This window comes from Corallococcus sp. AS-1-12 (genome assembly GCF_020036995.1).
Lineage (GTDB): Bacteria > Myxococcota > Myxococcia > Myxococcales > Myxococcaceae > Corallococcus.
This window is the reverse complement of the sequence record NZ_JAIQDD010000003.1, coordinates 406,395-421,611: the sequence shown is the minus strand read 5'-3', so window position 1 is coordinate 421,611 and position 15,217 is coordinate 406,395. Positions and strand designations below refer to the sequence as shown.

Genomic DNA, 15,217 nt, shown 5'->3' with positions numbered 1-15,217 from the left:
CTCACCGGGCCCCCCCCTCCGGGCCGCGGGCGGGACGGAATGACGGGCGCTGGCAGCTCTGCAGGATGAGGTCCGCCACCAGCGCCAGGGGCGTGCCCCCGTCGGTGGCCTTCAGCTCCACGGCGGCGCGGGGCATGCCGTAGACGACGCTGGACGCCTCGTCCTGGGCCAGGGTGACGCCCCCGGCCTGACGGATGGCCAGCAGGCCCCGCGCGCCGTCCTCGCCCATGCCGGTGAGCACGCCGCCGCCGCTGCGCCGGCCGTACGCCATGGCCAGCGAGTTGAGGAGCACGTCCCCGTTGGGACACGGGCCCCCCTGGCTGCGCTGCAGGCGCGCCAGGCCCACGCTGTCCACCAGCAGGTCGTGGCCATCCAGCGGGAAGTACACGCGGCCCGGCTCCAGCCGCTCGCCGTCGCGCGCCACGCCCACCTGGAGCTCGCACACCTGGGACAGCCAGCGCACCATGCCCTGGGTGAAGCCCACGGTGATGTGCTGCGCGACGAGCATGGGCACCGGCAGGTCGCGGGGCAGCTTGGACAGCACCTCCGCCAGCGCGGGAGGCCCGCCGGTGGAGGCGACCAGGCCGAACACGTCCACCCGCGTCCCGCTGGGCACCGGCGGCGGCGCCACGGCGCGCGGACGGCGGGAGATGACCGGCACCTCCGCCATCAGGCACACGGAGTGGGCCAGCTCCCGGCCCCAGCGGCGCAGCTCCTCCGCGTTGGTGACGTTGGGCTTGCCGATGAGCTCCAGCGCCCCGGCGCTCATCGCCTGGAAGCCCAGGTCCACGCCGCGCTGCTCCGCCACGGCGCTCACCACCAGGATGCGCGCGGGCGCCTGCGACATGATGTGCGCGATGGCCGCCGGGCCGTCCAGGCCGGGCAACAGCAGGTCCATGGTGATGACGTCCGGCCGCAACAGGCGCGCCAACTGCACGGCGCGGTTGCCGTCCCCCGCCCGGCCCACCACCTCAATGCGCGGCTCCTCCGTGAGGAGCGCGGTGAGGGTGTTGGCCATGGTGGGCGAGTCATCCACCACGAGCACGCGAATGGGCTTCTTGGAGCTCAAGCGCGGCTCCCCCTGCGGCTCATCACGTCCAGCACCTCCGCCAGCAGGCGGCCCGCGGCGCACTCGCGCTTGCTGAGGAAGCCGTCCGCACCGGACGACAGGCCCCGCTCGCGCGCCACCGCGCTGTCGTGCGCGGAGACCAGGATGACGGGCAGCGTGCGCGTGTCCTTGCGCTCGCGCAGCCGGGCAATGAGCTCGATGCCGTCCATCTCTTCCATGTCCAAGTCGCAGATGACGACGTCGTAGGTGTCCGCCTGCAGCCGCTCCAGCGCCCGCGCCCCGCTGGCCGCCAGGTGCACCTGGAAGCCGCCCGCCTCCAGCATCGCCCGGTGCAGCGCGCGCGCGGTGAGCGAGTCATCCACCACCAGCGCCCGCCGGCTCCCCGCGGACACCGTCACCTTCTCCGAATCCGACACCACCCAGTCCGGCCGGAGGATGAGCAGCAGCTCACCCCGGCTGAGCGTCGCCGCGCCCTGCCAGGCCGCGACCTCGCGCACCTCCGAAGGCAGCGGGCGGATGACCAGGTCCCGGTCCCCCACCACCGCGTCCACGCCCAGCGCCACGCGCTTGCCGCCGCTCTGCACGATGAGCAGCGGCTGCCCCTCGGCGGGCGGAGACGACGCGCGCAGGCCCAGCCGCGCGCCCAGGTCCACCACCGGCAGCAACTGCCCCTGGTGTTCCAGGTGCGTGCGGCGCTTTCCCACGCGCAGCATGTCCGGGCGCGCGAGCTGCGTGGACTCCACCGCCAGCATGGGCAGGCCCACGAACTGCTCCAGCGCGCGCACCATCAGCACCGGCGAGCTGCCCAGGTCCACCGGCAGGGTCAGCACGAAGCGCGTGCCCTGCCCGCGCGTGCTCGACACCTCGATGCGGCCCTGCAGCGACTCCACCGTGGCGCGCACCGCGTCCAGGCCCACGCCGCGCCCGGAGGTGTCCGTCACGTCCGAGCGCGTGCTGAAGCCCTCGCGGAAGATGAGCTCGCGCACCTGGTTGTCGTTGAGGCGCGCCGCCTCCTCCGCCGTGACCAGCCCGCGCTTCTCCGCGACCTTGCGCACCTGCGTAAGGTCGATGCCGCGCCCGTCGTCGCTCGCCTCCAGGTACAGGAGGTTGCCCTGCTGCTCCACGCGCAGCGTGAGCGCGCCCTCGTGGTGCTTGCCGGCCTTCTCGCGCTCGGCGGGCATCTCCAGGCCGTGGTCCACGGCGTTGCGCAGGATGTGCACCAGCGCGCCCTGGAGCTTCTCCAGCAGGCGCCGGTCCAGCGACACCTCCGCGCCCACCACGGACAGCCGCGCTTCCTTCCCCAACTGGCGCGACAGGTCGCGCACCATGCGCTGCAGCGGGTCCAGGATGGTGCGCGTGGGGCGCGTGGTGATGGCCTTGAGGCCGTCCTCCAGCGCGTCCACGATGTCGCTCGTCTCCTCGCCGTCGGTGCGCAGCGAGCGGCCCGTGCCGGACAGCAGCGTGCGCGCCTCCGCGGTCTCCGCCAGCAGGCCCTGCTTCGCGAGCAGCGCGGACACCCGCTCCAGCTCCCGGCTGCGCTCCTCCACCCGCAGGCGCACCTCGCGCAGGCGCTCCACCTCGCGCATCAGCGACGTCACCTGGCCCGCGCTCACGCGCCACCCGGCGTCCGCGGACTCCCCCGCGGGCTCCAGCGAGGCGGACAGCTCCGCCGGCGCGCCGGCCACCGCGGGCTGGGCGGCGGGCGGCGGCTGCGCGAAGGCGCCCCCCGGCAACACCGCGGCCTCCTCCGGCGGCGGCGCGGCGGCGACCAGTTGGGCCAGCGCGGCGGCGGGGTTCGGCAGGTCGTCCCCGCGCCCGTCCGCGTGCGCCTGGGCGCGCAGCATGAAGAGGTCCAGCCCGTGCAGCAGCACGTCCACCACCGGGCGCGGCATCTTCTGCGTGTGCGCCTTGAGCGGCGCCAGCGCGTCCTCCAGCTTGTGGGCGATGTCGCCCAGGTCCTGGAGCCCCAGCGAGGACGCGCTGCCCTTCAGCGTGTGCAGGTGCCGGCCCAGCCGGGTGTAGATCCTGGCGAGCGCGTCGTTCTCCAGCCCCTCGCGCTCCAGCTCCAGCAGGTCCATGGTGACCTTCTGGATGACCTCCTGGGCCTCCACGGCGAAGCCCGCCACCAGCGGTTGCAGCATCGGATCAACGGGCATGGCGCACTCCCCCGTCGGACCGGCCGAACAGGCGCTTCGGGTCGATGAGGTGGATGAGCTGCCGGTCGTGGGTGAAGACCTCCACCACCGGGCCCTCCGCCCGGGCGCGCGCGGCCTCCACGGACGCGAGCGGCAGCGTCGTGGGACGCGGAATGGCCTCGCAGTCGAGCGCGCACAGCTCGCCGTCGCCCCGGTCCACCACCAGCAGCACGGCCGGGTCCTGCCGCCACCCGTGGCCGCCCAGCAGCGACGCCAGGCTCAGCGCGGACAGCACCTGGCCCTGGAAGCGCAGCACGCCAATCACCGCGGGCGCGGACAGCGGCACCGGCGTCACCATGCGCAGGGGCAGCGCCGCGCGCAGCGACTCCAGCGGCAGCGCGTAGCGCTCCTCTCCCAGGGGGAACTCGGCGATCCAATGGACCGCCTCCTCCACCGCCGACTCGCCCTGCTCACGCAGGCGCGCGGCCCGGCGCGCGAGCAGGTCGCGCGTCTCCGACTCCAGGGTCTCGTCCACCACCAGCGGCGTCGCCTTCATTCCAGCGCCCCCAGATTCAGGTAGGCGTCAGCGGACGCCAGATAGAAGCGCGCGGGCAGCGCCTCCGGTCCATCCACCAGCGCGTCCGGTGGCAACTGCCCCGCCCGCGTGCGCAGCGCGCGCATCAGCGGGAAGGCCGCGTCCCGGGCCCCCGCGCGCTCGCGCAGCAGCGCCAGCTCCAGCAGGCCCGGCAGGTAGTCCGGCGCCTGCTTCACGAGCAGCTCCAGCACCGCCGTCGCCCCGGCCACGTTGCCCTCTTCAATGCGCTCCAGCGCCTGCAGGTGCATCCGCGCGGGCGAGGGCGGCGGGGACGGCGGCGTGGGCGACACCGGCGTGGGCGCGGACAGCCGCCGGGGCGCGGGCGTCATGCGCGGCGCGGGCACCGGCGGCGCCACGGGCAACTGCGCGAAGGGGCGCTCCTCCGGGCGGGGCTTGCGGAAGGCCTGCAGCTCCGGAGCCCCCTCGCGCGTGAGCCCCGGCGGCGCGCGGTCCACCTCCACCGTGCCCAGGAACAGGAGGCCCCCCGGCGCCAGCGCCCGCGCCAGGTGGACGAGGGCCGCGTCCCGCGCGGACGGAGAGAAGTACGTGAGCACGTTGCGGCAGAGGATGAAGTCGAACTGCCCGAAGCGCTCCGGCAGGGGCGCCAGCAGGTTCGCCGGAGCGAAGCGCGTCACCTTGCGCACCTCCGGGAGGATGGACACCTGACGCCCGTTGAGCAGCTCGTAGACGGGGTGCAGCGCGGGGGCGGACTCGCGCCGGGACCACGCGCCGTAGGTGCCGCGCCGCGCGGCCTCCAGGCTGGCCTCGTGCAGGTCCGTGCCCACCACCTCCACCGGCATCCCCGCGGGCGCGCACGCCAGCAGGCACGCGGCCAGCGAATAGGCCTCCTCGCCGGTGGCGCACCCGGCGCTCCAGCCGCGCAGGTGCATGGCGCCGTGGCGCAGCGCCGCCGGGATGCCCTCCTGCGTGATGTAGCGGAAGTGCTCCGGCTGGCGGAAGAAGTACGTCTCCCCCACCAGGACCGCGCGCACCAGCGTGTAGGCCAGGGGCGAGCCCAACTGCTGCAACTCGCTCAGGACCTCCGTGGGCACGCGCCCCCGGGCCAGCTCCGCGCGCAGCACGCGCTCCACCGCCTCCTGGGCAATGGCGTCGTCCCGGAAGCCGGTGGTGTCCGCCACCACTTCCCGGGCACGGGCCAGAAGCCTCGGGTCGAGCCCCGCACTCATGCGCTCCGCTCTTCCTCCACCGGCGCGAGCAGCGCGGGCAGGTCACGCAAGAGTCCCCGCGAGATGAACACCTTCGGATCCAGGATGGGCAGCGCGCGGCCGCCCGTGCGCAGCATGCCCACGAGCCCCTCCTGCAACAGCCCGTGCTCCGCGCCGCCCACCTTCTCCCGCCGGTCGATGTCGCCCGCCTGGAACTCCTCCGGGTCCTTCACCGTGTCCACGGTGAGCGCCAGCGACACGCCCTCCACGTCGATGACCACCAGCATCCGCTCCGCGATGGGCGACTTGTGCTGGACGCCCAGCCGCAGCGCCACGTCCAGCACGCACACCGCCTGGCCGCGCAGCTCCACGTACTCGCGCAGATACGACGGCCCCGTGGGCAGGGGCCGCGTCAGGGGCTGCAGCAGGACCTCCTTCACGGAGTCCAGCGGCACGGCGAACTCGCGCTCGCCCACGCTCAGCCGCAGCACCAGCATGGCCCCGGAGCGCGAGCGGCGGCGCGCGTTCTCCAGCGCCTCGCCCACGCGCAGCAGCAGCTCGTCCGCGCGGAAGGGCTTGGCCAGGAACGCCTCCGCGCCCAGGCCCAGGCACGCCTCCGCGCGCTGCTTCTCCGAGGAGATGATGATGACCGGGATGTCCGCCGTGCCCGCGTCCGCCTTCATCCGCTGGAGCACCTCGTCCCCGTCCATCTCCGGCATGGACAGGTCCAGCAGCACCGCCGCCGGGTGCAGCCGCCCCACCTTGTCCAGCGCCTCACGGCCATTGCTGGCCGTGTGGATGGTGTAGTGCCCGGAGAGGATGGCCCGCTCCAACGCCAGGATGGCGTCGCTGTCATCCACCAGCAGCAGCGTCGGCAGGCTCACGGTCTTCAGCCCCCGCTCAGGAACTGACGCACCGTCTTGGTCAGCTCGTCGTGGGACACCGGTTTCTGGATGAAGGCGTTGGCCCCCGCAGCCGAGCCGCGCTGGCGCAGGTCCTCTCCCTTCTCCGCCGTCAGCAGGATGACCGGCACCTTCTGCACCTGCGCCTGGGCGCTGGCGCGAACCTCCTTCACGAAGGTGATGCCATCCATGTTCGGCATGTTGATGTCGGCGATCACCACGCTCACCGGCACCAGCCGCAACAACTGCAGCGCGCGCTGCGCGTCCTCCGCCTCCACGATGCTGACCTTGAGGTTCATCAGGTAGATCTTGAGGATGTTGCGGACGGTCGGGCTGTCGTCCACCAGCAAGACGTTGGTGCTCACTGTGCCACGGCTCCTCGCGCCGGCGCCGCGAAGTGCGGGAGGTGCCTGCGCTGCATGGGTGATCCTACCGTGAGCGCTCCAATCGGCGGAAGCGGGGGGGCTCCCGTCCGCCGGGGAGCCGGGCAGGCGGATGTCTGGACTTCCCAGGAAGGTTGGATGGCTTCAGCCCTCCTTGGGCGTGGGGTTCGCGGCGACCCCTTCTGGCGGTGCTTCCACCGTCTCCACCGGCGGTGCGCCCACCGCGTGGTAGCCGCCGTCGACGTGAATCATCTCGCCGGTGGTGGAGGACAGCCAATCGGACAGGAGCGCGCAGGCCGTCTTGGCCACGTGGTCGTGGCTGTCCTTGTCGCTCCAGCCCAGCGGCGCCTGCTTGCCCCAGTACTGCGCGAGCGCCTTGAAGCCCGGGATGCCCTTGGCGGCCACGGTGGCCAGCGGCCCCGCGGCGAGCGCGTTGACGCGGATGCCCTTGGGCCCCAGGTCGCGCGCCAGGTAGCGCACCGTGGCCTCCATGGCCGCCTTGCACACGCCCATCCAGTCGTAGATGGGCCACGCCTGCCGGTTGTCGAAGTCCAGCGCCACGATGGAGCCGCCCTGGGTCATCAGCGGCGCGCACGCCACCGCCAGCTCCTTCACGGAGAAGGCGGAGATGCGGAACGCGGTCTGCACGCTCTCCCACGGCGTGTTGAGGAAGTTGCCGCCCAGCGCGTCCTCGGGCGCGAACGCGATGGCGTGCAGCACGCCGTCCACCCGGCCCCATTTCTGCCGCAGCGCCTCCGTCAGCGCCGGAAAGTGCGCCGGGTTCGTCACGTCCAGCTCCAGCACCTCCGTGCCGGGCTTGAGCCGCTTCGCGCTGCGCTCCGTGAGGGACTTGGCCCGGCCAAAGCCGGTGAGGATGACCTCCGCGCCCTGCGCGATCGCGTGCTCCGCGACGCCAAAGGCCAGCGACTGCGGGGTGAGCACGCCGGTGATGAGCAGCTTCTTGCCCTGAAGGAGCATGTCGGTACGTTCTCGAAAAAGTGGGTGGAAGAGGGGGCGTGTGCTTACCACTCCTCAAACCGCCGTGGGGGCCCCCCGGCCCCGTGTCCCGTTCGCCTCGGATGTACGTCTGTTCAGCATGCCAGGGGCCCTGGCGGCTCCTTTGAGCCCCTCGCAGCGGGGGGATTCCGGTGCTCGGTGAAGCTGCGCTCACGCGGGGCATGATTCCATCTGCTCCCGGAAGTAAAGCCGGGCAGCCATGCATGACGCGGTTCAACAAACCTGAGGCGAAAACCCCCCAACACGTCCCCCATCCAGTAAAAGACCCCCGCCATGGCGAATTTCCAGGACAGTTTCCTCTCGGGTGGAAACATCGACTTCATCGAGGGGCTCTACGCGCGCTTCCTCGAGGATCCGGGCAGCGTGGACGCGAGCTGGCGCGAAGTGTTCGAGCGCAACAACAGCACGGGCCGCCCCATCTTCAACACGAAGCTGCTGGAGGCCCCGACCCCCGCCGCACCGGAGGGCAAGGGCAAGGGCAAGGCGAACGGCGCCGCCGCGCAGGCCGCCGCCGCCGCGCCGCAGGCCCCGGCCGCGCCGGCCCAGGACATCGGGCTGCAGTCGAAGGTGGATCAGGCCATCACCGCCTTCCGCCTGCGCGGCCACCTGCGCGCGCGGTTGGATCCGCTGGACCGCCCGCGCCCGCAGCTCGGCCACGTGGCGGACGTGGCGCTGATGGATGAGAACCACTTCTCCGCGAAGGAGCTGGAGCAGGCGGTGGAGTGCAACGGCGTCTTCCCGCAGCAGCGCGTGCGCCTGGCGGACCTGGTCACGCGGCTGCGCCGCACGTACTCCGACCACATCGGCGTGGAGTTCATGCAGATGCTCGACAGCGAGCGTCGCCGCTGGCTCATGAAGCGCATGGAGCACAGCGACAACCGCACGCCGTTCTCCGTGGAGGAGCAGCGCCACATCCTCACCAAGCTCTCCTACGCGGAGGGCTTCGAGAACTTCCTGCACACGAAGTACGTGGGCGCCAAGCGCTTCAGCCTGGATGGCGGCGAGGCGCTCATCCCCATGCTGGACGCGCTGCTGGAAGTGGGCAGCGGCATGGGCCTGAAGGAGCTGGTCATCGGCATGGCCCACCGCGGCCGCCTCAACGTGCTGACCAACATCCTGGGCAAGAAGCCGGATCAGATCTTCAGCGAGTTCGACGGCCCCAAGGACCCCAAGGCGTACCTGGGCCGCGGCGACGTGAAGTACCACATGGGCTTCTCGTCGGACCACGCCACGCGCGCCGGCAAGAACGTGCACCTGTCCTTGGCCTTCAACCCCAGCCACCTGGAGTGCGTGGGCCCCGTGGTGGAGGGCCGCGTGCGCGCCAAGCAGGACCGCGGCGGGGACACCGAGCGCACGCAGGTGATGCCGCTGCTCATCCACGGCGACGCGGCCTTCATCGGCCAGGGCATCACGTCGGAGACGCTCAACTTCTCCGGCCTCAAGGGCTACACCACGGGCGGCACGGTCCACATCGTCATCAACAACCAGGTGGGCTTCACCACCGACCCGTCGGACTCGCGCACCAGCATCTACTCCACCGCCATCGCGCAGATGCTGGACATCCCGGTGTTCCACGTGAACGGGGATGACCCGGAGGCGTGCGTCCACGCGGCGCGGCTGGCGGCGGAGTACCGCCAGACGTTCAAGAGCGACGTGGTCATCGACCTCATCTGCTACCGCCGCTACGGCCACAACGAGGGTGACGACCCGTCCTTCACCCAGCCGGCGATGTACGACCTCATCCGCAAGCACCCGCCCGTGCGCGCGCTGTACGCGAAGGCGCTGGCGGAAGGGGGCCGCATCAGCGCGGAGGACTCGGACGCCATCAAGCAGCGCTGCTTCCAGGACTTCGACGCGGCGCTCACCCGCGCCCGCCAGGAGAGCCAGTTCAAGGAGCCCAACGCGCTGGAGGGCCTGTGGAAGCCCTACAAGGGCGGCCTCCTGAAGAACGCGCCCCAGGTGTCCACGGCGGTGGCCAAGGCCACCCTGCGGGACGCGCTCCAGAAGCTGGCCACGGCGCCGGAGGGCTTCAACGTCCACCGCGACGTGGAGCGCACGGTGCTCAAGAAGCGCCAGGGCATGCTGGAGAGCGAGGAGCTCCAGTGGAGCGAGGGCGAGTCGCTGGCGTACGCGACGCTCCTGTCGGAGGGCTACGGCATCCGCCTGTCCGGCCAGGACAGCGAGCGCGGCACCTTCAGCCACCGCCACGCGGTGCTGCACGACACGCAGACGGGCGCGGAGTACACGCCCCTGCGCCAGTTCGCCACCGGCAAGGCGACCTTCAACGTCTGGAACAGCCCCCTGTCGGAGATGGGCGTGCTGGGCTTCGACTACGGCTACAGCCTGGACGTGCCGGACGGCCTCACCCTGTGGGAGGCCCAGTTCGGTGACTTCGCCAACGGCGCGCAGATCATCATCGACCAGTTCATCGCCGCGGCGGAGAGCAAGTGGCGCCGGCTGTCCGGCATCACGCTGCTCTTGCCGCACGGCTACGAAGGCCAGGGCCCGGAGCACTCCAGCGCGCGCCTGGAGCGCTTCCTGGACCTGTGCGCCGAGGACAACCTCCAGGTCTGCTACCCCACCACGCCCGCGCAGATCTTCCACCTGCTGCGCCGCCAGGTGCTGCGCCCCGTGCGCAAGCCGCTGGTCATCATGTCGCCCAAGAGCCTCTTGCGCCGTCCGGAGGCCACCAGCCGCATGGACGAGCTGGCCACGGGCGCGTTCCAGGAGGTGATTCCGGACGCGAAGGCGGACGCCGCGAAGGTGAAGCGGCTGCTCCTGTGCAGCGGCAAGGTGTACTACGACCTGGCCAAGGCCCGGGACGAGCGCAAGGACGACTCCATCGCCATCGTGCGGGTGGAGCAGCTCTACCCGTTCCCGCAGGACGAGCTGTCTCACCTGGTGGCGAAGCTGCCGGCGCTCCAGGAGCTGTACTGGGTGCAGGAGGAGCCGCGCAACGCGGGCGGCTGGCACTTCATGTTCCCCCGCCTGCACGACCTCCTCTCCGGCCGTTCGCAGCAGCAGACGGTGAAGCTGGGCTACATCGGGCGCGCCGAGGCCGCCAGCCCCGCCACCGGTTTCACGAAGACGCACGACTACGAGCAGCAGCTCATCATCGAAGAAGCCATCCTCCGAGGACCCCAGAATGGCCGTTGAACTGAAAGTCCCTCCGCTCGGCGAATCCATCACCGAGGCCGTCGTCGGCAAGTGGAACAAGAAGCAGGGTGAGGCTGTCGCCGCGGACGAGCCGCTCGTCGTGCTGGAGACCGACAAGGTCACCATCGACGTGCCGGCCCCCGCCGCGGGCAGCATCGCGTCCATCGCCTTCAAGGAGGGCGACAAGGTCCGCGTGGGTGACGTGCTGGGCACCATCGAGGCCGGCGCTGGCGCCTCCGCCGCGGTGGCCGCCGCCACGCCCGCGCCCGCCCAGGCCGCGGCGCCCGTGTCCGCGCCCGCCGCCGCTCCGGCCCAGGGCGACACGCGCATCACCCCCACCGCGAAGAAGATGGCGGAGGAGAACCGGGTGGACGTGGGCCAGTTGAAGGGCTCCGGCACCGGGGGCCGCATCATGAAGGAGGACGTGCAGGGTCAGCTCAACCGCCCGTCCGCCCCCCCGGCCCCGGCCGCGCCGTCCGGTCCCCGCCCCAACGCCGCGCGCGAGGAGCGCGTGCGCATGACGCCGCTGCGCAAGCGCGTGGCCGAGCGCCTCATCCAGGCGCAGTCCACCGCCGCCATGCTCACCACCTTCAACGAGGTGGACATGGGCGAGGTGATGGCGCTCCGCAAGAAGTACAACGACAAGTTCCAGGCGAAGCACGGGGTGAAGCTCGGGTTCATGAGCTTCTTCATCCGCGCGTCCGTGGAGGCCCTCAAGGCGTTCCCGCAGATCAACGCGGAGATCGACGGCGAGGACGTCATCTTCAAGCACTACTACGACATCGGCGTGGCCGTGAGCGGCAGCCGGGGCCTGGTGGTGCCGGTGGTGCGTGACGCGGACAAGCTGTCGCTCGCGGACCTGGAGAAGACAGTCGGTGACTACGGCGGCCGTGCGCGCAACGACAAGTTGACGATGGCCGACCTCACGGGCGGCACGTTCACCATCACCAACGGCGGCATCTTCGGCTCCATGCTGTCCACGCCCATCCTGAACCCGCCGCAGACGGGCATCCTGGGCATGCACAACATCGTGGAGCGCCCCGTGGCCCGCGACGGCCAGGTGGTCATCCGGCCCATCATGTACATCGCCCTCACGTACGACCACCGCCTGGTGGACGGCCGGGAGGCCGTGCAGTTCCTGGTGCGCGTCAAGGAGTGCATCGAGGACCCCGAGCGTCTGCTGCTCGACATCTGACTTACCCCCCCGCACATGACAGTGTTGGGGGCTCAAGTCGGGCAATCCCGGAGGGCCGGCTGGACTTCCAGTCGGCCCTTTCACTACAAATAGCTCTGTCTCCCCGGTCGTCGGGCAGAACGGGTGGCCTTCCCCACGGCTGCCCTGCAAACGCAAGGAAGCGCAATGGCAACTGGTACCGTGAAGTGGTTCAACGACGCGAAGGGCTTCGGCTTCATCACCCAGGACGGCGGCGGCGAGGACGTGTTCTGCCACCACACCGCCATCAACATGGATGGGTTCCGCACGCTGGCCGAGGGCCAGAAGGTGGAGTTCGAAGTCACCAAGGGCCCGAAGGGCCTGCAGGCGCAGAACGTCCGCGCGGCGTGAAGTGACGCGTCTCAGCCATTCCTCACGGACTGGTTGAAGCAACAGAGGCCCGGTCCCCGCAAGGGAACCGGGCCTCTGCCTTTTCAAGCCCTGGGGCCGCTCGCGGCCTACTTCTTCAGGTTCTGCTCGAAGTGGGCGATGACGCGCTCGTACTGGCGCTCGGTGATGAGCGGATCCGGCACCATGTGCGTGAGGCCGGACAGGGGCAGGAGCTGGTGCGGCTTGCCCGCGCGGAAGAGCGCGTCCGACAGCTTCAGCGTGTGGAAGAAGTACACGTTGTCATCCGCGGTGCCGTGGATGAGCAGCAGCGCGCCAATGGGGCTGTCCTTCTTCGCGTACGTCAGCAGGCTGCTGACCTCGTAGGCCTGGGGGGTCTCCTCCGGCAGGCCCAGGTAGCGCTCGGTGTAGTGCGTGTCGTAGTCGCGCCAGTCCACCACCGGGGCGCCGGACACCGCGGCCTTGAAGAAGTCCGGGCGCTTCAGCGCGGCCAGCGCCGCCATGTAGCCGCCGAAGCTCCAGCCGGTGATGCCCACGCGGGAGAGGTCCATCTCCGGGACCTCCTTCGCCAGGGCCTGCACGGCCTCAATCTGATCATCCAGGGTGACGGTGGCGAAGTCGTTCTTCACCGCGCGGTTCCACTCGGAGGTGCGCAGCGGCGTGCCGCGGCCGTCCACCTTCACCACCAGGAAGCCGTGGTCCGCGAACCACTGGCTGAGCAGGTGCGCGGCCATGGACTGGTGCACCACGGTGACGGTGGGCCCCGCGTAGACCTCCACGATGACGGGCAGCTTCTGGCCGGGCTTGAAGTCCCGGGGCTTCACCAGCGAGGTCCAGAACTTCTTCGGGCCCACCTGGCGGATCTCGAAGTTCGGCGTGAAGGACGGCTCCTGCGCCACCTCCGGCAGCTCGCCCAGCTTCGTGCCGTCGCCCTTGAGCACCACCGTGCGCGGCATGCTCTTGGGGCCCTGCGTGTTGAGGACGACCAGGCCGCCGTTCTTGGACACGAGCCCGTTCTCCACGGCCGGGCCGCTGGTGCCGGTGGCCACCTGCTCCGGCGCGCCGCCCAGCTTCACGCGCCACAGGTGGCTCTGCGTGGGGTTCGGGTCGCCGGTGAAGAAGAGCGTCTTGTCCGCCTGCACGAAGCGCGACAGGTTGCGGTAGCCCGCGTCCGGCTTCACCACGGAGCGGTCCAGCTCCCCGTTGGCCTTGCGCAGCTCCACCTCCGGGCCGCCGTTGCGCTCGGTGTACCAGAGGAAGCCGGAGCCATCCTCCAGCCACAGCGGGTAGTCCTGGGCCAGCTCCACCCAGGCGTTGTCCTTCTCCGTGTGGAGCACGCGCGTCTTGCCCGTGGCGGGGTCCACCGCCAGCACCTGCTCCTCCGTCTGGAGGCGGTTCTGCACCACCAGGGTGAGCGGCCCGCCCTTGTCCCACTTCACCGTGGCCAGGTACGGGTACTTCTGCGCGTCCCACTGCGCCCACACCGTCTTGCCACCGGTGACGGGCGTGACGCCCAGGCGCACCTTGGCGTTGGCCTTGCCGGGACGCGGGTACGGGAAGATCTCCCCGCCCTTCTCCGGGTGCATCACGTCCACGATGGTGAGCTTCTCCACGTCGGACGTGTCGGACTCCGTGTACGCGATGGACTTCGAGTCCGGGCTCCACCAATAGCCGGAGAAGCGGCTCATCTCCTCCTGCGCCACGAACTCCGCCAGGCCGTGCGTCTTCTGCGCGGTGCCGCCCTGCGTGACGCGCTTCTCCTGGTTGGCCGCCAGGTCCACCCGGTACACGTCGTTGTCACGGACGTACGCCACCTGCTTGCCGTCCGGCGACAGGCGCGGGTCGATGACGCCGGGGCCCGTCTTCAGCTCCGTGGACTTCCCCGTGGCGCGGTCCACCACGTAGAGCCGGCCGGACAGGGGCACCAGGAGCTGGGTGCCGTCCTCGGAGAGGCTGTAGGAGGTGAAGCCCCGGGCGCTGACGCGCATGCGCTCGCGGCGGGCCTTCTCCTCGGCGGACAGCGTCTCCTCCGCCCCCTTGAGCAGGGCCTCCGGCGTGAGCAGCTCCCGCGCCTGACCGTTGGCCACGTCGAACGCGTAGAGCATCTGCACGTTGGACGTGGGGGACGTGCGCAGGAAGAGGACGGACTTCTCGTCCGGGGTGATGCGCGTGCCCACCGGGCGGCCGCTCTGGAAGCGGCGCGTTTCGGCGTACTGGCGCAGGAAGGTGTCCGGCTGCTTTTGCGAAGGGGCCATGGCGGAGGGTTTGCGCTCCTGGGCGATGGAGGGTGCGCTGCTCATGAGGAGAAGCGCGGCGGTAAGGACCTGACGCATGCGTAGCTGAATCCCCGCGCGGGGCGGGGCTCCTTTCGCGGGAAGGTGCGGGCAAGCCTACACTCCGGCCGCCGCGCGGCCCTGCCAACGTCCGGCCCTGGAGAGGATTCCCAACCCGCATGAACCCGAAAAATGACGACGCCTTGCGCCACCTCCGCCTCGCGGGCGTGGTGCGGCTGGGCCTGGGCGGTGGCCGGGGTCCCATGGACGCCTATGTGTTCGACCCGCATCGGCTCGCGCTGCCCGCGTGGGCGTGCGCCCTGGGCGACGCGGGCCCGCCTGCCCTGCTCGTCACGCTGGACCGGCACCTGGACATCGTGGTGCCGGAGCGCCCCGCGGACATGCCGGACCGCTCCGCCGGCCTGCACGCGCTGGACGAGCACGCGCGGTGGAGGCTGGACGTGCGCAACTACGACCACATCCTCGCGGCGATGGAGGCGAACCTCGTGGGCGACGCGTTGATCATCGCGCGCACCCGGCCCCGGGGCTCCTTCTCCGGGGACACCTACGTGGACACGCGCGGCCGCTCGCACCGCCTCGTGACGGTGACGACCGTGGACCGCGCGGCGGAGGCGTACCTGCGCCCCGGCCCCACGGACGCGGTGCGCGACGTGCTGGAGGCCGCGTCCGCCGTGCTGCTGGACGTGGACCTGGACTGCTTCACCAGCCTGAGCGACGCGGACCCCACCACCGTGCTGCCGTGGCCGAAGGCCGTCATCCGCGAGTTCCTCCTGCCGCCCGACTCGGAGCCCTTCTGGGACGCGGTGCTGGGCAAGGCGGTGGCGCTGACGCTCGCGCGCGAGCCCCACCACTGCGGCGGGCTGCTCGCGTCCGGAGAGCTGTTCCGCGACGTGGCGGAGGTCCTCTTCCGCGAATTGCTCCGCGTCGAACCGCCCTGAG

Annotated in this window: 12 protein-coding genes; 4 read left to right on the top strand and 8 right to left on the bottom strand. The window is 71.2% G+C overall.

Annotated features, from left to right (window positions below):
* Position 1: 1 nt before the first annotated feature.
* The 7 genes from K8556_RS06565 to fabI form a co-directional block, all read right to left on the bottom strand.
* The gene (locus tag K8556_RS06565; protein WP_223739143.1) at positions 2–1,069 is read right to left on the bottom strand and encodes a chemotaxis protein CheB; all 1,068 of its coding nucleotides are present in this window, start codon (positions 1,067–1,069) and stop codon (positions 2–4) included.
* Positions 1,066–3,225, bottom strand: a complete 2,160-nt coding sequence (locus tag K8556_RS06560) for a response regulator (RefSeq protein WP_223739142.1) — start codon at positions 3,223–3,225, stop codon at positions 1,066–1,068. The genes K8556_RS06565 and K8556_RS06560 overlap by 4 nt, the downstream gene beginning before the upstream one ends.
* Complete coding sequence (locus K8556_RS06555) at positions 3,215–3,760, bottom strand: chemotaxis protein CheW (RefSeq protein WP_223739141.1); 546 nt, start codon at positions 3,758–3,760, stop codon at positions 3,215–3,217. The genes K8556_RS06560 and K8556_RS06555 overlap by 11 nt, the downstream gene beginning before the upstream one ends.
* A complete protein-coding gene (locus tag K8556_RS06550) occupies positions 3,757–4,986 on the bottom strand; it encodes a protein-glutamate O-methyltransferase CheR (RefSeq protein ID WP_223739140.1) in 1,230 nt (409 codons plus the stop codon). The genes K8556_RS06555 and K8556_RS06550 overlap by 4 nt, the downstream gene beginning before the upstream one ends.
* A complete protein-coding gene (locus K8556_RS06545; protein WP_223739139.1) occupies positions 4,983–5,849 on the bottom strand; it encodes a response regulator in 867 nt (288 codons plus the stop codon). The genes K8556_RS06550 and K8556_RS06545 overlap by 4 nt, the downstream gene beginning before the upstream one ends.
* Positions 5,850–5,854: 5 nt before the next feature.
* Complete coding sequence (locus tag K8556_RS06540) at positions 5,855–6,232, bottom strand: response regulator (protein WP_120567417.1); 378 nt, start codon at positions 6,230–6,232, stop codon at positions 5,855–5,857.
* A 162-nt stretch (positions 6,233–6,394) separates the two neighbouring features.
* Positions 6,395–7,228 (bottom strand): enoyl-ACP reductase FabI, encoded by an 834-nt coding sequence (gene fabI / locus K8556_RS06535; protein WP_223739138.1) that lies wholly within the window; start codon positions 7,226–7,228, stop codon positions 6,395–6,397.
* Positions 7,229–7,540: 312 nt separating this feature from the next.
* Between fabI and K8556_RS06530 the strand changes: the two genes are divergently transcribed.
* The 3 genes from K8556_RS06530 (at position 7,541) to K8556_RS06520 (ending at position 11,987) form a co-directional block, all read left to right on the top strand.
* Positions 7,541–10,423 (top strand): 2-oxoglutarate dehydrogenase E1 component, encoded by a 2,883-nt coding sequence (locus tag K8556_RS06530; protein ID WP_223739137.1) that lies wholly within the window; start codon positions 7,541–7,543, stop codon positions 10,421–10,423.
* Positions 10,413–11,618, top strand: a complete 1,206-nt coding sequence (gene odhB, locus K8556_RS06525; protein WP_223739136.1) for a 2-oxoglutarate dehydrogenase complex dihydrolipoyllysine-residue succinyltransferase — start codon at positions 10,413–10,415, stop codon at positions 11,616–11,618. Before K8556_RS06530 ends, odhB begins: the two co-directional genes overlap by 11 nt.
* Positions 11,619–11,783: 165 nt before the next feature.
* On the top strand, positions 11,784–11,987 hold the full coding sequence (locus K8556_RS06520; RefSeq protein WP_014397260.1) for a cold-shock protein: 204 nt from the start codon (positions 11,784–11,786) through the stop codon (positions 11,985–11,987).
* A 107-nt stretch (positions 11,988–12,094) separates the two neighbouring features.
* On the opposite strand, the gene K8556_RS06515 is transcribed toward K8556_RS06520, so the two are convergent.
* On the bottom strand, positions 12,095–14,317 hold the full coding sequence (locus K8556_RS06515; protein WP_223739135.1) for a S9 family peptidase: 2,223 nt from the start codon (positions 14,315–14,317) through the stop codon (positions 12,095–12,097).
* Positions 14,318–14,436: 119 nt separating this feature from the next.
* Between K8556_RS06515 and K8556_RS06510 the strand changes: the two genes are divergently transcribed.
* Complete coding sequence (locus tag K8556_RS06510; RefSeq protein WP_223739134.1) at positions 14,437–15,216, top strand: UPF0489 family protein; 780 nt, start codon at positions 14,437–14,439, stop codon at positions 15,214–15,216.
* Position 15,217 lies beyond the last annotated feature (1 nt).